The 20,157-nt window shown below is 62.0% G+C and carries 18 protein-coding genes; 11 read left to right on the top strand and 7 right to left on the bottom strand.

Translation table 11 applies throughout. The annotated features are described in order from the left end of the window. Nucleotides 1-45 precede the first annotated feature (45 nt). Together ACQKP2_RS17470 and ACQKP2_RS17465 are read left to right on the top strand one after the other, a co-directional pair. Nucleotides 46-951: a LysR family transcriptional regulator gene (locus ACQKP2_RS17470; RefSeq protein ID WP_427578166.1), complete on the top strand. Its 906-nt coding sequence runs from the start codon at nt 46-48 to the stop codon at nt 949-951. A 66-nt stretch (nt 952-1,017) separates the two neighbouring features. Next, nucleotides 1,018-2,031 (top strand): sensor domain-containing diguanylate cyclase, encoded by a 1,014-nt coding sequence (locus tag ACQKP2_RS17465; protein WP_427578164.1) that lies wholly within the window; start codon nt 1,018-1,020, stop codon nt 2,029-2,031. Between the two features lie 5 nt (nt 2,032-2,036). On the opposite strand, the gene msrA is transcribed toward ACQKP2_RS17465, so the two are convergent. From msrA to msrB, 3 genes are read right to left on the bottom strand one after another with little or no spacing between them, the layout of a single operon-like run. Further along, nucleotides 2,037-2,741, bottom strand: a complete 705-nt coding sequence (gene msrA / locus ACQKP2_RS17460; protein ID WP_427578163.1) for a peptide-methionine (S)-S-oxide reductase MsrA — start codon at nt 2,739-2,741, stop codon at nt 2,037-2,039. Between the two features lie 31 nt (nt 2,742-2,772). Next, the gene (locus ACQKP2_RS17455) at nt 2,773-4,545 is read right to left on the bottom strand and encodes a cytochrome c biogenesis protein DipZ (RefSeq protein WP_427578161.1); all 1,773 of its coding nucleotides are present in this window, start codon (nt 4,543-4,545) and stop codon (nt 2,773-2,775) included. 39 nt (nt 4,546-4,584) lie between these two features. Beyond that, complete coding sequence (gene msrB, locus ACQKP2_RS17450; protein ID WP_427578160.1) at nt 4,585-5,097, bottom strand: peptide-methionine (R)-S-oxide reductase MsrB; 513 nt, start codon at nt 5,095-5,097, stop codon at nt 4,585-4,587. 151 nt (nt 5,098-5,248) lie between these two features. Between msrB and ACQKP2_RS17445 the strand changes: the two genes are divergently transcribed. Both ACQKP2_RS17445 and ACQKP2_RS17440 read left to right on the top strand, forming a co-directional pair. After that, a complete protein-coding gene (locus ACQKP2_RS17445; RefSeq protein WP_427578158.1) occupies nt 5,249-5,968 on the top strand; it encodes a response regulator transcription factor in 720 nt (239 codons plus the stop codon). Continuing rightward, a complete protein-coding gene (locus ACQKP2_RS17440; protein ID WP_427578157.1) occupies nt 5,965-7,485 on the top strand; it encodes a HAMP domain-containing sensor histidine kinase in 1,521 nt (506 codons plus the stop codon). The genes ACQKP2_RS17445 and ACQKP2_RS17440 overlap by 4 nt, the downstream gene beginning before the upstream one ends. Nucleotides 7,486-7,918: 433 nt before the next feature. Here ACQKP2_RS17440 and ACQKP2_RS17435 read toward each other — a convergent pair whose 3' ends face one another. From ACQKP2_RS17435 to ACQKP2_RS17420, 4 genes are all read right to left on the bottom strand, one after another. Then, nucleotides 7,919-8,674 carry a class II aldolase/adducin family protein gene (locus ACQKP2_RS17435; protein ID WP_427578156.1) on the bottom strand — a complete coding sequence of 252 codons (756 nt, stop codon included), beginning with the start codon at nt 8,672-8,674 and terminating at the stop codon, nt 7,919-7,921. Next, entirely contained in the window at nt 8,671-9,621 is a 951-nt protein-coding gene (locus ACQKP2_RS17430; RefSeq protein ID WP_427578154.1) for a CobW family GTP-binding protein, read from the bottom strand. Before ACQKP2_RS17430 ends, ACQKP2_RS17435 begins: the two co-directional genes overlap by 4 nt. Next, entirely contained in the window at nt 9,618-11,366 is a 1,749-nt protein-coding gene (locus ACQKP2_RS17425; RefSeq protein ID WP_427578153.1) for an amidohydrolase, read from the bottom strand. Before ACQKP2_RS17425 ends, ACQKP2_RS17430 begins: the two co-directional genes overlap by 4 nt. Before the next feature lie 81 nt (nt 11,367-11,447). After that, on the bottom strand, nt 11,448-13,052 hold the full coding sequence (locus ACQKP2_RS17420; protein ID WP_427578152.1) for a 5-guanidino-2-oxopentanoate decarboxylase: 1,605 nt from the start codon (nt 13,050-13,052) through the stop codon (nt 11,448-11,450). 154 nt (nt 13,053-13,206) lie between these two features. Between ACQKP2_RS17420 and ACQKP2_RS17415 the strand changes: the two genes are divergently transcribed. The 7 genes from ACQKP2_RS17415 (at nt 13,207) to ACQKP2_RS17385 (ending at nt 20,108) form a co-directional block, all read left to right on the top strand. After that, nucleotides 13,207-14,112, top strand: a complete 906-nt coding sequence (locus tag ACQKP2_RS17415; protein WP_427578151.1) for a LysR substrate-binding domain-containing protein — start codon at nt 13,207-13,209, stop codon at nt 14,110-14,112. 526 nt (nt 14,113-14,638) lie between these two features. Continuing rightward, nucleotides 14,639-15,730 carry an ABC transporter ATP-binding protein gene (locus tag ACQKP2_RS17410; RefSeq protein WP_427578150.1) on the top strand — a complete coding sequence of 364 codons (1,092 nt, stop codon included), beginning with the start codon at nt 14,639-14,641 and terminating at the stop codon, nt 15,728-15,730. Nucleotides 15,731-15,819: 89 nt separating this feature from the next. Beyond that, nucleotides 15,820-16,932 (top strand): ABC transporter substrate-binding protein, encoded by a 1,113-nt coding sequence (locus tag ACQKP2_RS17405; protein ID WP_427578149.1) that lies wholly within the window; start codon nt 15,820-15,822, stop codon nt 16,930-16,932. A 10-nt stretch (nt 16,933-16,942) separates the two neighbouring features. Beyond that, a complete protein-coding gene (locus tag ACQKP2_RS17400; protein ID WP_427578148.1) occupies nt 16,943-17,815 on the top strand; it encodes an ABC transporter permease in 873 nt (290 codons plus the stop codon). A gap of 7 nt (nt 17,816-17,822) precedes the next feature. Beyond that, nucleotides 17,823-18,650: an ABC transporter permease gene (locus ACQKP2_RS17395; protein WP_427578146.1), complete on the top strand. Its 828-nt coding sequence runs from the start codon at nt 17,823-17,825 to the stop codon at nt 18,648-18,650. Between the two features lie 129 nt (nt 18,651-18,779). Continuing rightward, nucleotides 18,780-19,334, top strand: coding sequence for a hypothetical protein (locus ACQKP2_RS17390; RefSeq protein WP_427578145.1), 555 nt, complete (start codon nt 18,780-18,782; stop codon nt 19,332-19,334). 69 nt (nt 19,335-19,403) lie between these two features. Next, on the top strand, nt 19,404-20,108 hold the full coding sequence (locus tag ACQKP2_RS17385; protein WP_427578143.1) for a hypothetical protein: 705 nt from the start codon (nt 19,404-19,406) through the stop codon (nt 20,106-20,108). The last annotated feature ends 49 nt before the right edge of the window (nt 20,109-20,157 follow it).

Here is a 20,157-nt window from a genome sequence, read left to right as displayed (position 1 = left end):
GATAAACGCGACATAACTTCAATCATTTTAAATCTGGGCTTGATAATGGATTTGTTCCAGGCGATGACCGTTTACGTCAGGGTGGTGGAAGCGGGCAGCATGACCGCCGCTGCGCTGCAGTGCGAAATGTCCACGACCATGGTCGGCAATCACCTCAAGGCATTGGAGCAACGCCTGGGCGTGCGCCTGCTCAATCGCACCACCCGGCGCCAGCGCCTGACAGAGTTCGGCAGTGCGTATTACCAGCGCTGCCTGGAGGTGCTGGGGCTGGTCGCGGACTCAGAGCGCCTGGCCGAGCAGACCCACGACGAACCGAGCGGCACCCTGCGCATCACCGCGCCACTGACGTTCGGCACCGAACGCCTGGCACCGGCGCTGAGCGAGTTCAGTCTGCACAATCCACGGGTGAAACTGGATGTGGTGCTGACCAATCGACGCCCGGACCTGATGGACCATGGCTTTGACGTGGCATTTCGCCTGGGTGCGCTGGAACCCTCCAGCCTGATCGCCCGCCCGCTGATCGATTACACCCTGACCATGTGCGCCTCCAAAGAATACCTGGCGCGACGCGGCACCCCGGAAGAACCCGAAGACCTGCAACACCACGATTGCCTGGCGTTTGCCTATCCGGCCGGCGATGACTGGCAATCGGTGGCCAGGCAATGGCGCCTGAATGGCCCCGAAGGTGAAGTCGCCGTCGCCGTCAGCGGCCCGATGCTGATCAACAGTTCGGCCGGCCTGCACCAGGCCGCGCGAACCGGAATGGGCATTGTGATGGTGCCCGATGCTCTGGTAGAGCAGGACCTCAAGGACGGCACACTGGTACCCCTGCTGCAGCGTTATCAGTTGCCGTGTCGGCCGATGCACCTGGTATACGCCCAGGATCGCTACCGCCTGCCAAAACTGCGTCGCTTCGTCGATTTCGCCATGGGGATGTGGGGCAAACACTAGCCGGGTCAATGCGCCATGCTCTAATCTGCGCAGCGCTAGTGTCATTTAGGTATCAGGGAGGCAGCGATGGGTGAGGCATCGAATATCGAGCCGTTGAAGTTCAACATGTCGGACATGAATGACGACATGCTGCACACCCTCCTCGAGCTGGTCAGCGACGGTATCTGGGACTGGAATGCCAACACCGGGTTTGTCTATCGCAACCCCGGCTGGTACGAAATGCTCGGCTACCCTGCTCACTCACTGGACAACAACGTGTTGACCTGGGAAAGCGTGATCCATCCTGATGATTACCCGCACGTGATGGCCCGCTTCGATGACCACCTCGCAAAACGCGCACCGGTGTATCAGGCCGAATATCGTTGCCGCATGCACGATGGCAGCTACATCTGGATCGAAGATCGCGGTCATGTCCTGGCGCGCAATGCCGACGGCTCGGTGGCCCGCATGATCGGGGCGCACCGCAGTATCGACGACAAAAAACGCCTGCTCGAAACCCTCGAACAACGCAATCACTCCCTTGAAGCCATCGTTGAGGAACACACCCGCGAGCTCAACCGGGTCAATCAACAACTGCAGATTCAACTCGAGGAAAACCGCAAACTGGCAGAAACGGATGTACTGACGTCCATCGCCAATCGCTACCGCCTCGAGAATGCCCTGCCTCTGGCTTGCGAGCGCGCGCAACGCTTTCGCCGACCCTTGTCATTGATCGCCATGGACCTCGATGACTTCAAGAACATCAACGATCACTACGGCCACGCGCTGGGCGATGCCGCGCTGGTGCAGGCGATCGAGAGCGTCAAGCGCTTCGTGCGCGAGGGTGACTTGCTGGCGCGCTGGGGCGGCGACGAGTTCATCATGATCCTGCCCGATACGCCGCTGGCCGATGCCAAGGCCCTGGCAGAAACCATCCGCCATGGCGTCGCCGACCTGCCGCCTGTGGGGGACTTCAAGGTGAGCATGAGTTTCGGTGTGGTCCAGCGTTTTGATGAGGAACAACAGACCGGCCTGATGGCCCGTGCCGACCAGGCGCTGTACCGCTCGAAAATCGCCGGCAAGAATGTGATCTCCGGCTGACCGCCCTACATCCCCGCCTTCACCAGCACCGGTTTCTCCTGATAACGATCCGGATACAGTTGCTTGAGCTGCGCAACCTTCGGCAGGTCATTGATCACGATATAGGGATAGGTCGGGTGCTCGGTCAGAAAGTCCTGATGCTCCTCCTCCGCCGGATAGAAACCGTTGTAGGTTTCCAGTTTGGTCACAATGGGCTGGCTGAACGACCGGGCACTGTCCAGCTGGGCAATGTAGGCCTTGGCCACGCGTTGTTGCTCGGCGTTTTCCGGAAAGATCGCCGAGCGATACTGCGTCCCGTGGTCGGGCCCCTGCCGATTGAGTTCGGTCGGGTTATGGGCCACTGAAAAGTAGATTTGCAGCAAGGTGCCGTAGCTGACCTGGCTCGGATCGTAGGTCACTTCGACGGATTCGGCATGCCCGGTATCGCCGTTGCTGACACGCTCATATTGCGCCGTATCGGCTGCACCGCCCGCGTAGCCGGAGACGGCATTTTTCACGCCTTTGACATGTTGGAACACACCCTGGACGCCCCAGAAGCATCCACCGGCGAACACCGCTTTTTCGCTGTGCGCCTGAGTGCTTTCATCGATAGCCGGCGGCGGAAGGAGCACCGCCTCTTCGGCACCGAACGAGAAGGCCGTGCACTGGCCGATGGCGCCGGCTGCGACCAACGCCAGCAGGGTACGACGCCAGGTAAACAGGTTTTTCATGGGACTGACTCCTGAATGAACCAAATGATCTTCAGCCGAAGGTGAAGGCGTAGGCCGACGCTCCCGGATCGAGGAATTCAATGCTGAAGGTGCGGTCGGTCACCTCGCCGGGTTGGCGCACCAATTGATACAAACGCTGTTCCGTCACGCTGCCGCTGCCATCGGGGGCCACGTCCATGCCGTGGGCATTGCCGGGCGCCTTGCCATCGATCAACACTTTGAAACGCACCGGTTTGCCGTCAGCACCGGGGCCCAACACCAGGTGCAGGTCACGGGCATGGAAGCGGTAGACGATGCGGCTGTCCGGGGCACTGGCGGTGGCCCGCTCCGCGCCGACATGCCACTGTCCACCGAGGCTCCAATCGTTGAGCGCCAGTTGTGCGGGCGGGTTGTAGAGCGCGACCTTGTCAGGCACCAGCGCGGTTTCCGGCACGAAGTGCTCCGCACGCTGGTAGCCGACATAGGTTTCCGGCGATTGCACGGCGCTTTGGTCCGGCGCCATCTGCACGCCATCGGCCTTGGCGTTGATCAGGCCGTCCTGCACCTTGGCACCGGCCTCACGCAGCAGTTGCTGGATCACTTGCTCCGACTCGGCGTACTCGCCCTCACCGAAGTGGTGATAACGGATGCGTCCCTGGGCATCGGCGAAGTAGTGCGCCGGCCAGTATTCATTGTTGAAGGCGCGCCAGATCTTGAATTCATTATCGATGGCCACCGGGTAATGGATGCCCAGGTCTTTCATGGCCTTGGTGACGTTGTCGACATTGCGCTCGAAGGCAAACTCGGGGGCGTGCACACCAATCACCACCAGCCCCTGGTCGCGGTACTTGTCGGCCCAGGCTTTCACGTAGGGCAGCGAGCGCAGGCAGTTGATGCAGGAGTAGGTCCAGAAATCCACCAGCACGACCTTGCCCTTCAACGCCTGGGCATCCAGGGGTGGCGAATTGAGCCATTGCACGGCGCCATCCAGCGGCGGCAGGTTACCCTCGACCGGCAAGGTGCCCGGAGCCTTGTCGGCCACCGCAATCGCACCTTCGGACTTCGGGTTGCGCGCCATCATGGCCTCGCTGTTACGCGGTGATTGGCCACCAAGCTTTTCCACCAGGGCCTGCTCGATTCCACCCGTAGATGCCGTCGAGAATTGCGCCAGGATGCCGGTGTCCAGGCCCAGGGCAATCGCCCCGACACCGGCCAGCATCGCGGCACCGAGACCACGACGTACCCATTCGCCGGCGCCGATCGAGCGCTTCATCGCTGTGAAAACCTTGCCGCCCAACAGTAACGCCAGAGCCAGTGAAGTCGCGGCACCCGCGGCATAGGCCAGCAGCAAAAAGGTGGTCTGGATACTGGCGCCTTGCAGCGCCGCCCCCGTCAGCAACAACCCCAGGATCGGCCCGGCACAGGGTGCCCACAACAGGCCGGTGGCCACGCCGATCAGGAAAGAAGCGCCGGGACGTGGCCGCGCGTCGGCGCCCGCCGCCTCCGACAGACGACTGCCCGCCGCGACCAGCGGCCGGGTCAGGCGCTCGGCCAGTTGCGGCAGTAACAGCGTCAGGCCGAACAGGGCGACGAACACCAGGGCGAGCCAACGGCCGTACTGGTTGAGTTGCACTACCCAACCGCCGCCCACCGCGGCCAACGTGGCCACGAATGCGAAGGTCAGCGCCATGCCCACCAACAACGGAAAACCGCTTTTCATGAAGGGTTGCCCGGTGCGGGCAAAGACAAACGGCAGCACCGGCAGGATGCAGGGGCTGACTATCGTCAGCACACCGCCAAGATAAGCGAGGACCAGAAGCCACATAGCGTCTACCTGCTGTAGAGGGTGAAAGAGTGTCCGGGGTCAGACCGGTTTGAACGTCATCGCCAGGCCGTTCATGCAGTAGCGCAAGCCGGTGGGTTTGGGCCCGTCGTCAAACACATGGCCCAGATGGCCGCCGCAGCGCCGGCAATGGACTTCTTCGCGCACCATGCCAAAGGTGCGGTCCTGACGCGTGGCCACCGCCTTGTCCAGCGGGGCCCAGAAGCTCGGCCAACCGGTGCGGCTGTCGAACTTGGTCGCCGAGGAAAACAGCGGCAGGTCGCAACCGGCGCAGGCGAACGTGCCGTTGCGGTGCTCGTTGTTCAGCGGGCTGCTGTAGGCCCGTTCGGTACCCTCTTCACGCAGGATGTCGTATTGCTCGTCGCTCAGGATCGTGTGCCATTCACTGTCGCTGTGGGTCACTTCGAAAACCTCCGCGGCGTCGGCCTCGTCGATCAATACAGGTCGGGTGGCAAATTTTGGCAATACACCGATCGCCAGGGCTGCAACCCCCAGCCCGCCGCCCGCCCACAGAAATTGCCGTCTTGAAAACATGGTCGCCTCCGAAAAATCCAGCTGCCTGGCATGGAACACAGCCTAGGCTTGGGTTGATCGCCAAATCCTCACGGGAAGTTAAATAATTCGTGATAACTCGCGCCGAGGAAAACCCGCACAATGTCCCCATTGAGTCGAAGGATTGAACCGGATGGAACAGACCAAACGTGTCCTCGTGGTCGAAGACGACCTGCATATTGCCGACCTGATTTGCCTGCACCTGAGAGATGAGCAGTTCGAGGTCGTGCACAGCGCCGATGGCGATGAAGGCATGCGCCTGCTGCAGCAAGGCAACTGGGATGCACTGATCCTCGACCTGATGCTACCTGGCGTCGACGGCCTGGAAATTTGCCGGCGCGCCCGCGCCATGGCGCGCTACACCCCCATCATCATCACCAGCGCGCGCTCCAGCGAAGTGCACCGCATTCTCGGCCTCGAACTCGGTGCCGACGACTACCTGGCCAAGCCGTTCTCCATGCTCGAACTGGTAGCACGGGTCAAGGCGCTGTTGCGCCGGGTCGATGCCATGGCCCGCAACCTCAAGATGGATGCCGGCAGCCTGATCGTCGACGGCCTGGCCATTGATCCGATCACCCGCGAAGTCACCCTCGACGGGCGTCGCCTGGACCTCACGCCACGGGAATTCGACTTGCTGTATTTCTTCGCCCGCCAGCCCGGCAAGGTGTTTTCCCGCATGGACCTGCTCAACGCCGTGTGGGGCTACAGCCACGAAGGCTACGAGCACACCGTCAACACCCACATCAACCGGTTGCGCGCCAAGATCGAGAACGACCCGGCGCAACCGGTGCGCATTCTCACGGTGTGGGGTCGCGGTTATAAATTCGCCACCACTGAGGAACAGCAGCCATGAGGCTGACCCTGACGCAACGCCTGTCCCTGGTGTTCGCCGTGCTGCTGCTGGTGTGCTGTGGCACTTCGGCGTGGATGCAGGTGCGCTCCAACCAGATGCACGAACAGGAAGTGGTGCAGGGCTTGTCCCGTGACCTGGCGCAACACATCGCCCGCGACACGGTGTTGATGGACACCCAGGGCCTGATGCCCAACGCCGTGCGCGATCTGTTCAGCCAGCTGATGCTGGTCAATCCCAGCGTCGAGGTTTACCTGCTCGACACCGAGGGCAGGATTGTCGGCAGCGCGGCACCGGAGGGTCGCATTCACCGGGACCGCGTCGACCTGGCCCCCATCCATCGCCTGCTCAAGGGCGACGCCTTGCCGATTCTCGGCGATGACCCGCGCAGCGCCGATGCGCGCAAGGTGTTCAGCGCCGCACCGCTGAAGGTCGATGGCAAACCGGCGGGTTATCTCTACGTGGTCTTGCTGGGCGAAGATCACGACCGCATTTCCGAACTGGGCGCGACCAGCGAAGCGCTCAGAACCGCCCTGATGTCCATCGGACTGGTCGCGCTGCTGTGCCTGATTGCCGGTCTCACGGCGTTTGCCCTGATCACCCGTCCGCTGCGTCGCCTGACCGAAACCGTCAGTCGCTTCGACATCGATGACGTGCCGGTGCCCCCTGCCCTGCCCGGTACGACGGAAAAGGCCGCCAGCCACGATGAAATTGCCATTCTCGACACCACCTTCCGGCAGATGCAGGTACGCCTGAGTGAACAGTGGCAAACCTTGACCCGCCAGGACCAGGAGCGCCGCGAACTGGTGGCCAATATCTCCCACGATCTGCGCACACCGCTGGCGTCCCTGCATGGCTACCTGGAAACCCTTTCGCTCAAGGACGCCACGCTTGCCCCCAACGAACGCCGCCGTTATCTGGGCATCGCCCTGGATCAAAGCCGCAAGGTCGGCGGGCTCGCCCAGTCGTTGCTGGAACTGGTACGACTGGAACACGGCTTCGTGCAACCGATCCTGGAGCGCTTCTCGTTGACCGACCTGGCCCAGGACATCTTCCAGAAGTTCGAGCTGACGGCCGAGGCACGCCGGGTCGAACTGAAGGCCACCTTCGCCGCCAATGTGTCGGCCGTCTGCGCCGATCTGGGGTTGATCGAACGGGTGCTGACCAACCTGTTCGACAATGCGCTGCGCCATACCCCGGCCGGTGGAGAAATCGAACTCACGCTGCGCCCACAGGGCGAATTCATCGAGGTCACCGTCAGCGACAGCGGCCCCGGCATTGCCCCGCAACTGCGCGAAGGGTTGTTCCTGCGCCCCTTCAACCTGGGCGGCGCACGTCGCGATGGCGGGCTGGGGTTGCGCATCGTGCATCGCATCCTGCAATTGCATGGGCGCGACATTCAGTTGATCGATGTGCCCGGACGGGGCGCGACGTTTCGTTTCTCGCTGGCCATGGATGAAGCCACCGCATCGACCCTGGCAACCCGCTCGATGAACCTGAACACACCGGGGCATGCCTGACAGACCGTGGTACCGCCTTCACCTGTAGGAGCGAGGCTTGCCCGCGAACCAGGCGCTGAGGTGTACCTGATGCACCGCGCCATCGTTTTTCGCCGGCAAGCCTGGCTCCTACAGGCGAACCAGACGCTGTGGTGCACCTGCTGCACCGCGTTATCGCTCTTCGCCTGTAGGAGCGAGGCTTGCCCGCGAACCAGACGCTGAGGTGTACCTGATGCACCGCGTTATCGTTCTTCGCCGGCAAGCCTGGCTCCTACAGGCGAACCAGACGCTGTGGTGTACCTGCTGCACCGCGTCATCGTTCTTCGCCTGTAGGAGCGAGGCTTGCCCGCGAAGCAGGCGCTGAGGTGTACCCGATGCACCGCGTCATCGTTCTTCGCCGGCAAGCCTGGCTCCTACAGGCGAAGAGGCCGTCCCATTCAACGCAAACCTGGGATCAGTCCCGATACCCCGGCGCCACCCGCGCCAGCAACCGCAACAACGCCGCCCAGGCCAGTTGCATGGCATCCGGGTCGGCCAGTTCGCCTTCTTCCAGCGGCCGTCCGGGGTCGTTGAACTGGCGTTCGGTGTGTTCACAGACTTCGGCAGGCGGCAACACCAGTTCACCGGCAGCCTGGGCGGCCAGTTGAATGTCGCAGGCCTTTTCCAGGTAGTACATGCGCATGAACGCCTGGCCGACGGTTTCGCCGACGGTCAGCAAACCATGGTTGCGCAGCATCAGCACCGGTTTGTCGCCCATGTCCTGCACCAGCCGCTGCTGCTCGCCGAGGTCCAGCGCCACGCCTTCGTAGTCGTGGTAGGCGACCCGGCCATAAAACTCCATGGAAATCTGGTTCACCGGCAACAAACCGCACTTCAAGGCCGCGACTGCGCACCCGGATTTTGTGTGGGTGTGCAGCACGCATTGCGCGTCTTCGCGGGCGCCGTGAATCGCACTGTGAATCACGAAGCCGGCCGGGTTGACCGGGTAGGCAGACGGCTCCACGGCATGGCCATCGAGGTCGATTTTCACCAGGTTGGACGCCGTGATCTCATCGAACATCAGCCCATAAGGGTTGATCAGAAAATGATGCTCCGGCCCCGGCAGACGCACCGAGATATGGGTGAAGATCAAATCGGTCATGCGAAAGTGCGCAATCAGGCGATAACAGGCCGCCAGCTCCTCGCGCAGCCTTTGTTCCGTCGGGTTCATGTCCGCGCCTCCCCCGTCACTTGGCAAGCCTCCAGCCCCTGCCCCAGTGCCTCCCAGCCATTGAAATCGCGGCGAGCGATGAACACCAACCGGGTGGTGCCGGCCAGCCCGCCTTCGGTTACCGGCGAAAACTGACTGCGTGTGCCCACATGTTGCAGCCAATGGGCCTTGCGGTCCGGCGCCAGCACCACCTGTCCCTTGACCCGGAACACATCGCCGGGCAGTGCGCGCAACCAGCCACGCAGCCCCTCGACATCGAGTGCCGCATCGCTCTGCCAGAGCCAGCTGCTGAACATCTCGCCATGATCGCCGGTGGAAACCCGTGTCAGTGGCTTCACTGCGCGGGGCTCCAGCTCCAGATCGGTCTCCAGCCACAGCGCGTCGGGCAATTGCGCCTGTACGCTTTCATGCACGCGGGTCCGCTCGCCAAGGGCTTCACGCAATGCCTGCAATTGCGCCTCGTCGACCAGATCGGTCTTGTTCAACAGCAGCAAGTCGGCCGCAGCCACCTGGGCCCTGGCCAGGCGTGCGTACTCACCCTCCAGTTGCAGGTGACGGGTGGCGTCGACCACAGTAATGACCATGTCCAGTTGCATCTGGCTGCGCAATTGCGGATAGGCCAGGGTCTGGACGATGCGCTGCGGATCGGACACACCGCTGCACTCGATGACGATGCGCTCAAGGCGCGGCTCCAGTTGCGCCAGGCTGCCCAGTTGCGCCAGCAGGTCTTCTTGCACCGTGCAGCAGATACAGCCGTTTTGCAGGCTGTATACCGCATCGGTGACCTCCGAAACGATGGCTGCATCGATGTTCAGCTCACCGAAATCGTTGACGATCACCGCCAGCCGACTGCCCTCGGCGCGGCGCACCATACGGTTGAGCAAGGTGGTTTTGCCGGCGCCGAGGAATCCCGAAACGACGGTCACGGCGATACGTGGGGAAGTCATTCTGCCTTGCCCTCCAGCACCGGTGGTTCGCCTTGCCAGACGGCCTTCAGGCCGAGCGCTTGCAGTGTCGAGTGGCGGTCGTAGACCAGTTGCCCTTCAACGAAGGTCAGCAACACCTGAGTCTTGTGGATGTAGTTGCGGGCAGGCGCAGCGAACAGGTCACGGTCGATCACGATCAGGTCCGCCGACTTGCCCACTTGCAGGCTGCCGGTGCTGTGCTCCAGCCCCATGGCCACCGCCCCGTTGCTGGTGATCACGCTCAGCGCCTGTTCGAGGCTGATCGGGTCGCCGAAGCATGCTGGGTCGTCGTTCCACGGGTTCTGCCGAGTGATCATGGTTTCCAGCGCCAGCCATGGGTCGATGGACGCCACCGGCCAGTCGGTGCCCATCACCGCAGTACCGCCAGCGGCGAGCACGCCCTTGAAATCATAGATGCGCTTGAGGCGTTCCTGGCCATAACCGGAACGCGCGCCGCTGGCGAACGGTGTCGGATACCAGGCCGCCGGGGAGAACTCGGCAATCACGTTCAACTCCTTGAAGCGCGGCAGGTTGCCCGGATGCAGCAAGGTGCTGTGGGCACACTGGTGGCGTACACCGCTGAAACCGTTGCGACGGCGGGCTTCGGCCACCGCATCGAGGAACACGTCGGACGCGCCGTCACCGGTGCAATGGGCGATCACGCGGATGCCCTTGCGGTCCATGTCCACCACCATGTCGGTGATGTGCTCGGGGGTCAGGTTGAGCTTGCCGCGCCAGCTCTTTTCCTGCGGCCACGGGGTCAGCAGGTACGAGGATTTCGGCTCGACCGTGCCGTCGAAGTGGAACTTCACGGCGTTGGCGCTCAGGCGTGCGCTGCGGTAGTAGTGACGTTCGCCGGCTAGCAATTCCCAGCGACGGCGCACCGGGAAGATATCGTCCTGCCAACTGATGGCGGCTTCGATACGAACGGTCAGCTCGCCGCTGTCGTCCAGTTCTTTCAAGGCTTGCAGGCGCTGTTCGCAGACATGCACGTACTTGCTTGCGGTCACGCCGCGCGAACTCTGGAAATGCACGCCATCGCGATAGGCACGACGCAGTACGCTCACCGGCGTCGGCGGCATCGCGGCGTGGATCATCGCGTAAGCGCCATCGATCATCAGGCCGGTGGGTTCGCCGGTCAGTTCGTCACGCTCGAAATAACCGTTGCGCGGGTCCGATGTGTGACGGTCGATTCCGGCCAGCTCCAGCGCCTTGGAGTTGACCATCATGGTGCCCCACATGCGATCGAGCAGTGCCACGGGGCGGTCCGGCATGACGCTGTCCAGCCACTCGCGGCCCGGCGTCAGACCCGCCTCGCGGAAGGTGTAGCGCACCCAGTATTGGCCATAGATCCAACCGTCGCCGGGATGACTGTCGGCGTAGGCAAGGATGCTTTGGCGCAACTGTTCGGGGGTCGGGTCTTCGATGCCGACATCCAGGTCGTCGGCGTAGCGCGGCGCCAGCGCGAGGTCCGGATGCGTGTGCATGTCGTGCAGGCCAGGCATGCAGAACGCGCCTTGCAGGTCATGCACCCGCGTGTTCGGGCCCTTGAACATCTCAAGTTCGCTGCTGCTGGCGACCCCGATCAACTTGCCATCGCGAATCGCCACGGCCTCGGCCCACGGCCTGGCCGGGTCCTGTGTGTAGATACGACCGTTGGCCAGGATCAGGTCGGCGTAGGTCCCCTGCACGGAATGGGTAGAGGAAAAGTTATCGGACTCGGCCATGTAAGCCACCTTTGAGTTCAGGGAGATTGAAAGGTCCACCGCACGCTGGGCGAATCGGCGACCTGAAAAATTGTTGTTGTTTTAGTCCGCCAGAAACGTTGTGGCGTCGACCTCGATCATTACCGGTTCATGGCTATTGCCGAGCTGCCCCAGCAACTGGCGCAAACCTTCCGGATCGCGTGCCCGGTGATGGGCCACATGGCAGCTCTGCGCCAGGGTGGCGAAGTCCGGCGTGAGGATGTCCACGCCCAGCAAGGGCACGGCCTTGGCATTCATGTAGTCGCGGATTTCGGCGTAACTGGTGTTGTTCCACACCAGCAGGATCACCCCGATGCCCGCCTCTTTGGCGGCGATCAGTTCAGCACTGGAAAACTGCAAGCCGCCGTCGCCGACCAACGCCACCACCGGACGCAGGGGCTGCGCCAGTTTCGCGCCGATGGCGGCGGGCAGACCGTAGCCAAGGGTTCCGTAGCCACTGCCGGCGTTGAACCAACTGTTGGGCGCCGGTGCGCGGTAACCCAGGGCACCCTGGTACACCGGCTGCGTGGAGTCGCCGACGATCAGCGGCTGCGGCAAGTGATCACGCAAGGTGTCGAGCAAGGTCTGCAGCCGGCTCTGTTTCGCCGTCCAGCCCGCCCGCTCGATGCCGTTGACTCGAGCCACCCGCTCAGCTGCCCAGCCTTGGACGGCCTGGCGTTGCGCCAGTCGCACCAACAGCGCACGCAAGCCCTGTTCGGCGTCACCGAGCAGGCCGACGGTAGCCGCCTGCACGCCGAGCACTTGCATCGGGTCGATGTCCAGGCGAATCAACGGGGCCTTGAACGTCAATGGACCCAGGCCAAAAAAATCGTAATCGGTTTCACCCAGTTCGGTGCCGACGGCCAGTACGACATCAGCCTCGGCGAACAGCTCGCGACCATGGGCCGACGATTGCACACCGTCGAGCAGCAATGGATGTTCCGGCGCCAGCAGTCCTCGGGCGTTGGTCGTCAACGCCACCGGTGCCTGCAAGCGCTCGGCGAGCAGGGTCAGGGCTTCACCGGCACGGCGAGCACCGCCACCGGCGAGAATCAATGGCCGTTGTGCGCTGTTGATCAGGGCGACCGCAGCCTCGATGCCCTCGGATGCCGGGGCCGGCGCGGCCGGCAATGGACGCGGGCGCAGATCCAGGCCATCGGCAGGCATTTCCAGCACATCCAGCGGAATCTCGATGTGCACCGGCCGTGGGCGGGTACAGCCGAACAAGGCAAAGGCCCGCGCCAGCACTTCCGGCAACTGGTCGGGGTGCTGCAGTGTATGACTGAAGGCGCAGACGCCGGCCACCATGGCACGTTGGTCCGGCAGCTCATGCAGGTGGCCATGGCCCAGGCGCAGGTGTTCGCGGCGATTGCAGGTGGAGATGACCAGCATCGGCACCGAGTCGGCATAGGCCTGCCCCATGGCGGTGAGGATGTTGGTCATGCCCGGGCCGGTAATGATGAAGCACACTCCCGGCTTGCCACTGGCGCGGGCGTACCCGTCGGCCATGAAACCGGCGCCCTGTTCATGACGCGGGCTGATGTGCTTGAGGCGGCTGCCGTGCAAGCCGCGATACAGCTCGACGGTGTGCACACCGGGAATGCCGAAGACATTTTCAACGCCGTAGCCTTCCAGCAACTGAACGAGCGCCTGGGCACAACTGGTCATGCAGCACCTCTTGGATGATGAGTCGACGGCCGTGCTGGCCGACATGCGTTGAGCTAGTATTGTTGAATCAAGCGATACAACAATCGATTTTTTTTGGCCTAACTGTTCGAATTCATTCACCATAGGCAGCACTTCCAACCACAAGGGATGATTTATGCGTTTTCCTTCGATGACAGCCCTTCGCGCGCTGGATGCAATCGCCCGCCTGGGCAGCGTGTCGGTGGCGGCTCGCGAGTTGAACCTGACCCGCAGTGCCATCAGCCACCAGATCAGCAAGCTCGAGGAGTGTGTCGGCTTCGCCCTGACCGAGCGGATTGGCCGAGGCATCGGCCTGACGTATCAAGGTGAGCGCTATGCCCGGGAAGTGCACGGAATTCTGATGAACCTGCTCGATGCCGGTCAGCCCGTCGATGCCCAGGAAATATCCGGGCGGTTGTGCGTCAGTTGCGCACCGGGCTTTGCCACTTACTGGTTGTGCCATCACATCGGCGCCTTCCTGCGTCAGTACCCGCAGGTGCAATTGCAGTTGATCTCACCCCGCACGCCGGACGACATCAATAACCCCAACGTCGATCTTTTCATCGCCTATGGCATTGGCGACTGGCCGGAAATGGTGGTTGAGGAAATTGTGGCACTGCGTTTCTTCCCGGTGTGCAGTCCGCGCCTGATCAATGCTCTGAGCGGTTTGAAATCCCCGCAGGAGCTCAGCAACTATCCCTTGCTGCACATGACCGATTACTCGGACTGGCGTGTCTGGCTGACCGCCGCTGGCGCCTCGGCAGTGAATGCAACCAGCGGCATCCTGTTTTCCGATGCACACTGTGCGCAGTCCGCCTGCATCGCCGGCCAGGGCATCGCCATCGGTGACAACCTGATCAGCGGCGATGCCCTGGCCAAAGGGCTGCTGGTGCGTCCGTTCGACATCACCATCGACCTGCACCGTGGCTATTACCTAGCCACCGACCCGCAAAAGGCCGACCGCGCGGCAGTCCAGGCCTTCAGCAACTGGGTCAAGACGCAACTGCAGTCGTCTCATCAGAGCTGGCACGACCACCTCTGATCCCCGCATTTCCTGTAGGAGCCAGCACGCTGGCGATGAACTCAAGAACACCGCGGGGCATCAGGTTCCCCGCGTTATCGTTGACGACCATCGCGAGCATGCTCGCTCCTACAGCTGGGCCCTCCCTGTAGGAGCCAGCATGCTGGCGAAAAACCAGAGAGCACCGTTGGGCATCTGAATTCCCGTGTTATCGTTCTCGACCATCGCGAGCGTGCTCGCTCCTACAGGTGGGCCCTCCCTGTAGGAGCCAGCATGCTGGCGAAAAACCAGAGAGCACCGTTGGGCATCTGAATTCCCGCGTTATCGTTCACGTCCATCGCGAGCGTGCTCGCTCCTACAGGCAGCAGAATTTGCGCGTTTTCATTGGTGATCATCCACCGGGATATTGAGTAAAAAAACTAACCAATACGGGCAAAATAATTCCATTGATGTAGCGATATTTTTAACAATAATAAGCCTCAAAGCCCGTTTCGGATTCGCTTCCGTCCTCGTACGTCATCCGGGCAATAAAAAGAGGAATTCCATAGTGTCCAGCCGTTCAGCGATTCAGCTCAGCGCACAAGGTATCAGCCAGTATTACGGTCGTTTCGCTGCGCTGGATAACGTCGATCTCGATGTTCGCCAAGGCGAATTCCTTACCCTGCTGGGGCCTTCCGGCTCAGGCAAAACCACGTTGCTGATGATCCTGGCCGGTTTTCTCAGCCCGACGTCGGGCAAGCTGATGGAGCACGGCGTCGACATCATCCGGCGCCCTGCGGAGAAGCGTAACTACGGCATGGTGTTCCAGGGCTACGCGCTGTTTCCGCACATGAGCGTGGCGGACAACGTGGCCTACCCGCTGCGCATCCGCAAAGTCGCAGCCGAGGAGCGCCAGCGTCGGGTCAAGCACATTCTTGAAGTGGTCGGCCTCGGTGCTCACATGCACAAGAAACCCGCCGAGTTGTCCGGTGGCCAGCAACAACGGGTCGCCATCGCCCGTGCGCTGGTGTTCGAGCCTGAACTGCTGCTGCTCGACGAGCCGCTGTCGGCCCTGGACAAGAACATGCGTGAACAGCTGCAAACCGAACTGCAACGCATCCATCGCCAGGTCGGCACCAGTTTTGTCTTCGTGACCCACGATCAGAGTGAAGCGCTGGCACTGTCGTCGCGCATCGCGATCTTCAACCACGGCAAGCTGACGCAGGTCGATACGCCGGAAAACATTTACAACCGTCCCGAGAGCCGTTTCGTCGCCGAGTTCCTGGGCAAGATGAACCTGTTCCCGCTGGACAACCTCACGCGCAACGGTCACACCGCCAGCGGCCGCTGCGGCAGCAGCGTGCTGCATGCGCTTGCGCCGACAGCACTCGGCCTGGCGCCCACCGTACTGGCCGTGCGCCCCGAGCATATGGAACTGCACAGCGAGTGCCCGACCCGCGAGGGTTACAACGTGATGCCCGCGCAGCTCACCGACCGGGTCTATCAAGGTTCCAGCACCCATCTGGCACTCAAGGTCAACGGCGAGAAAACGCCGATCAACCTCTCCGTCCCCGGCAACCACCCTGGCGCGCTGATGCCCAGCGGTGCCCCGGTGTGGCTGAGCTGGCCCGTGCAGCAAAGCTTCCTGCTGCCGGCCTGAACCTGCAAAGAAAACCGCACAAAGCACGCTTCCAACGACAACAACAAAGGCCGGTGTCCCCGTGACATCCGCCAAACGAGGACATGCCCATGAGCCAGGAACATCAACAAGACTGTATTGAAGTACTCATCGAAAAGGCCCGTGACGGTCAGATCAACCGTCGTACTTTCATACAGGCCATGGGCCTGCTGGCGGCCGTCCCCCTGGCAATGCGCAGCGGCATCAGTTGGTCGGCCGACAAGCCGCTGGTGGTGGTCAACTGGGGCGGCGATGCCCTCAATGCCTTTCGCTCGGCCTGGACCGACACCTTCACCAAAAACACCGGCATCCAGGTGCGCATCGACGGCGCCGGCCCGACCGAGGGCGCGATCCGCTCGCAACTGGCCAGCGGCCAACCGAGCTGGGACGTGGTCGATGTCGAGAGCTACAGCGCCATCGTGCTGGGCCGCGAAAAGATCCTGCAGCCGCTGGACTACAACCTGATCAAGCGCGATGAGGTGGCCCCGGCGCTCTCCTCCGATTTCGGCATCGCCAGCTATCAGTTCAGCTATGTCATGGCCTGGGACAGCGCGAAATTCGGCGACAACGGCCCCAAGACCTGGGCCGATTTCTGGGATGTGAAGAAATTCCCTGGCAAGCGCACGTTGTACAAGTGGATGAACGGCATGCTCGAAGCGGCATTGCTTGCCGACGGCGTACCCGCCGATCAGCTCTACCCGCTGGATGTGCCGCGAGCGTTGAAGAAGATCGACGAGATCAAACCCCACGTCCTGTCGTTCTGGAGCTCGGGCGCCGAGAGCCAGCAACTGATGGTCGATGGCGAAGTGTCGGTGGGCGCCATCTGGCACACCCGCGCCAAGCTGCTCAGCGAAGACACCGACAACCGCGTGCGCTGGAGCTTTGACAACGGGTTCATCAACTCCAGCAGCTGGGCGGTGTTGAACGGCAACCCGGGCGGCACCCAGCCGGCCATGCAGTTCATCCAGCAAGCGTTGCACCCCGAAGGGCAGCTCAAGCTGTTCGAACTGCTGGGCAACGGGCCGTCCAACAGCGCCACGGAAAAACTGATGTCGGCCAAGCAACTGGAAGCCAACTGCGCCTCGCAAGAGAACCTGAAAAAGCAGATCGCCCTCAACGCCCAGTGGTACGCCGACAACTACTCCAAGGCCCTGGAAGAGTATCTGACGCGGCTGTCCAAGTGAGCCATCGACCATGACTACGACACTGACCTCAACCCTGTCCGCCCCCAAGCCCCGTTTCAGTTCGCCGGGGCTGGAACGCGGTTTGTTGCTGTTTCCGCTGCCGGTGCTGCTGCTGGTCTTCTATGTGCTGCCGTTTCTCGGCGTGGTCGGCTGGAGTTTCTCGCTACCTGTGCCTGGCATCGAGCAGTACCAGCGCATCGCCACGGACCCAGCGATCCAGGAAATGCTCTGGCGCACCCTGCGCCTGTGCCTGACGGTCAGTGGTCTGGCCTTGCTGATCGGTTACCTGCTGGCGTACTGCTGGGTGTTCAGCCCGCCCTTCTGGCAACGGGTGGTGGAGATCTGCATCTTCATCCCGTTCTGGATTTCCGTACTGGTACGGGCTTTCGGCTGGCTGATTGCCCTGCGCAGCAACGGCGTGCTCAACAACGGCCTGATGGACATGGGGCTGATCGACCAACCCTTGCAACTGAGCCGCAATGAAATCGGCGTGGTCATCGGCATGCTCCACGTGATGATTCCGTATGCCGTGTTCCCGCTGCTGTCGACCATGCGCCAACTGGACTCGCGCGTGCTCATGGCCTCCCGCGGCCTGGGTGCCGGTGCCCTGCGCACGTTCTGGCAAGTGCTGCTGCCGCAGACCCTGCCGGGCATCCTGGGCGCCTTTATCATGGTCTTCGTGTTCTGCCTGGGCTTTTTCATCACGCCGGTGCTGTTGGGTGGCGGGCAAACCGTGATGATCGCCGAGTACGTGTTCCTGCAAATGTTCCAGACCAGTAACTGGGGCCTGGGTGCCGCGCTCAGCGTCGTGTTGCTGCTCCTGGTCAGCGCCTTGATCTGGGTGCTGCTGAAAATGACCCGCGTGAATCGACTGGTAGGCTGAGACCACTATGAATACCCATCGCACAAGCCTGAGTACCCGGATGCTGGCCGTGGTCGCCATGGCCTTCATGCTGTTCCCGCTGCTGACGGTCATTCCGGTGTCGTTCACCAGCAAACGCTTCCTGTCCATGCCTGAAGGCAACTGGTCGTTGCGTCACTATGAGGCGCTGGTCAGCAACCCTGACTGGTTCCACGCGATCAGCCAGAGCCTGACCATCGCCTTGGCCACCAGCGTCATTGCCACGCTGCTGGCAGCCAGTTTCAGCCTCGGCATCTGGTACATGCGCTCGAAGCTGGCCACGGCGCTGATCGGCCTGGTGCTGTTGCCGATGGCCATTCCGCCGGTGATTTCGGCGCTGGTGCTGTACTTCATGGAAACCAAACTCGGCCGCCTGGCACCAGGGATGGGTTATGACACCTTGCCCGGCGTGGTGATCGCCCACGTGATCATGGTCGTGCCCTATGGCGTGGTGACCATGCTGGTCGCCCTGAGCCAGATCGACCGGCGCATCGAACTGGCCTCGCGCAACCTCGGTGCCAGCCTGATGCAGACCACGTTCATGGTGATTTTGCCGAACCTGAAACTGGGCCTGGCGTCCACCGCCCTGCTGGGCTTCGCCCTGTCGTGGGAGGAGGTGGCGGTGACGCTGTTCATCACCAGCGTCGACGTCGACACCTTGCCCAAACGCATCTGGAGCGGCCTGCGCGATAACGTCGATCCAAGCGTGGCAGCCATTTCGGTGCTGTTGATCAGCCTGACCCTGCTGGTGCTGATCGGCCGGCTGGTGGTTCAGCACCTGGCGGATAAACGCGCACAGAAGCTGCTGCACTCATAACCTTCAGCTCACACCTCCAAACAGGAAAAGCCCCGCGTTTGTCATGAACACGGGGCTTTTTTCTGCCGCTTTTTTTCCGCATAACGGCTAACATCCGGGCACAAAAAAAACGGCAAAGGACCCTGCCTGATGCTCACCCTCCTGCAAGCCACGCCCCTTTGGGTTTATGCAGTTTTTCTGCTGTTGTGTTACCTGGGCATCAAAGCCCTCTTCCCGACCCGTGAGAGCAAAATCACGCTGCTGATCACCCCGGTGTTCCTGCTGTGCTGGTCGCTGTATTCCCTCGACCTGACGTCCAATGCCCTGCTATCGCTGGGCTACTGGTCAGTCGCCGTGGTGGTGGCCAGTGTCGCCGCGCTGGTGATTTTTTCGCGCAAGGGCATTCAGCTCGATGAATCGGCAAGCGGATTGCTCCTGCCGGGCACGACCACGACGCTGGCGCTGTACCTGCTGTTTTTTACCGTCAGCGCTTACTTCGGTTATCAGGCCCAGGTGCATCCGCACCAATCGGCGCGCCTGACGATGGTGTTGCTCAAGGCGGTGACCTCGGGCCTGGTTGCCGGATTGTTCTGCGGACGCTCGATCAGGTTTTATCAGGTGTTCCTGGCCCTCAGGGCCGTTCCGGTCACGAGGATTACGTCCACTCGCCCGCTCGGCCGTGACAATGCCGCCCCGGTCCAATAGGCTAGTCGGCCTGAAAAGGCCCCCGGGCTTTCTCGTCATTACTCAAGATATAGAAACAGTGAATTTTCAATGTCCGATTTCAACACCGCTGAATCCGTAGTCACCCTGTCGTCCAAAGCGGAATACGAAAACTCCATCAATCTTTCACAACACCTGCCCCAGGCCAAAACCATCAGCGAGATGGTGCTGGACGCGTTTCAGTCCAGCCGCGAGAGCGACCAGATCCGCGAACTGCGCGCGGCGATACGCCAGGCTCACGATAGCTTCGATGACGACAAGGCCTATGAACTGATGGGCCAGCTCAAGCAGCTCAAGGATGCCGAGGCCGCCGACATCGCCGCCCTGGAAGACCTGAGCAGCAAGTTCTCCATCGGCCGCATCCTGTCCAGCTTCAAGGACGACCCGGCGTTCCAGGAAATCGTCTACGGCCTGGCACTGAAGGTGCTGAACCAGACTCACCTGGCCATCAGCAACCCCGGCGGCGGCAAAAGCAAAGCCGCGCGGGTAAAGAAAGAAGCCGAAATCTTCACCATCAGCAAGGACGGCATCAGCGTCACCCTGCCCTTGCGCACCCCGCGCTCGCGCCTGAACATCGACCGCGAGGCCCTGGAATTCCTCGGTTTCACCTTCGTTGGCGAGGGCGAGGAAGCCGAGCTGCAAAGCGAGACATTCCTGGACAACAGCGGCGTCGAGCAGGCCGCCAACCGCAAGAACATCATCACCGCCCTGCAACAACAAACCGCGTTCGCCGGCTACAGCATCGCCGCACAATAACGGCCATCTTCGCTGTCCTCGGAGCCCCGCCAACACGCGGGGCTTTTTA

The sequence above is a fragment of the Pseudomonas sp. NPDC089569 genome (genome assembly GCF_050280625.1).
Lineage (GTDB): Bacteria > Pseudomonadota > Gammaproteobacteria > Pseudomonadales > Pseudomonadaceae > Aquipseudomonas.
The sequence above is the reverse complement of the archived record's forward strand: the minus strand, read 5'-3'. Positions and strand labels throughout refer to the sequence as shown.

What these genes read in the sequence shown, in the direction of transcription:
- ACQKP2_RS17470 (WP_427578166.1), top strand. Translation starts at nt 46, where the DNA reads ATGGATTTGTTCCAGGCGATGACCGTTTACGTCAGGGTGGTGGAAGCG.
- ACQKP2_RS17465 (WP_427578164.1), top strand. Translation starts at nt 1,018, where the DNA reads ATGGGTGAGGCATCGAATATCGAGCCGTTGAAGTTCAACATGTCGGAC.
- msrA (WP_427578163.1), bottom strand. Translation starts at nt 2,741, where the DNA reads ATGAAAAACCTGTTTACCTGGCGTCGTACCCTGCTGGCGTTGGTCGCA.
- ACQKP2_RS17455 (WP_427578161.1), bottom strand. Translation starts at nt 4,545, where the DNA reads ATGTGGCTTCTGGTCCTCGCTTATCTTGGCGGTGTGCTGACGATAGTC.
- msrB (WP_427578160.1), bottom strand. Translation starts at nt 5,097, where the DNA reads ATGTTTTCAAGACGGCAATTTCTGTGGGCGGGCGGCGGGCTGGGGGTT.
- ACQKP2_RS17445 (WP_427578158.1), top strand. Translation starts at nt 5,249, where the DNA reads ATGGAACAGACCAAACGTGTCCTCGTGGTCGAAGACGACCTGCATATT.
- ACQKP2_RS17440 (WP_427578157.1), top strand. Translation starts at nt 5,965, where the DNA reads ATGAGGCTGACCCTGACGCAACGCCTGTCCCTGGTGTTCGCCGTGCTG.
- ACQKP2_RS17435 (WP_427578156.1), bottom strand. Translation starts at nt 8,674, where the DNA reads ATGAACCCGACGGAACAAAGGCTGCGCGAGGAGCTGGCGGCCTGTTAT.
- ACQKP2_RS17430 (WP_427578154.1), bottom strand. Translation starts at nt 9,621, where the DNA reads ATGACTTCCCCACGTATCGCCGTGACCGTCGTTTCGGGATTCCTCGGC.
- ACQKP2_RS17425 (WP_427578153.1), bottom strand. Translation starts at nt 11,366, where the DNA reads ATGGCCGAGTCCGATAACTTTTCCTCTACCCATTCCGTGCAGGGGACC.
- ACQKP2_RS17420 (WP_427578152.1), bottom strand. Translation starts at nt 13,052, where the DNA reads ATGACCAGTTGTGCCCAGGCGCTCGTTCAGTTGCTGGAAGGCTACGGC.
- ACQKP2_RS17415 (WP_427578151.1), top strand. Translation starts at nt 13,207, where the DNA reads ATGCGTTTTCCTTCGATGACAGCCCTTCGCGCGCTGGATGCAATCGCC.
- ACQKP2_RS17405 (WP_427578149.1), top strand. Translation starts at nt 15,820, where the DNA reads ATGAGCCAGGAACATCAACAAGACTGTATTGAAGTACTCATCGAAAAG.
- ACQKP2_RS17400 (WP_427578148.1), top strand. Translation starts at nt 16,943, where the DNA reads ATGACTACGACACTGACCTCAACCCTGTCCGCCCCCAAGCCCCGTTTC.
- ACQKP2_RS17395 (WP_427578146.1), top strand. Translation starts at nt 17,823, where the DNA reads ATGAATACCCATCGCACAAGCCTGAGTACCCGGATGCTGGCCGTGGTC.
- ACQKP2_RS17390 (WP_427578145.1), top strand. Translation starts at nt 18,780, where the DNA reads ATGCTCACCCTCCTGCAAGCCACGCCCCTTTGGGTTTATGCAGTTTTT.
- ACQKP2_RS17385 (WP_427578143.1), top strand. Translation starts at nt 19,404, where the DNA reads ATGTCCGATTTCAACACCGCTGAATCCGTAGTCACCCTGTCGTCCAAA.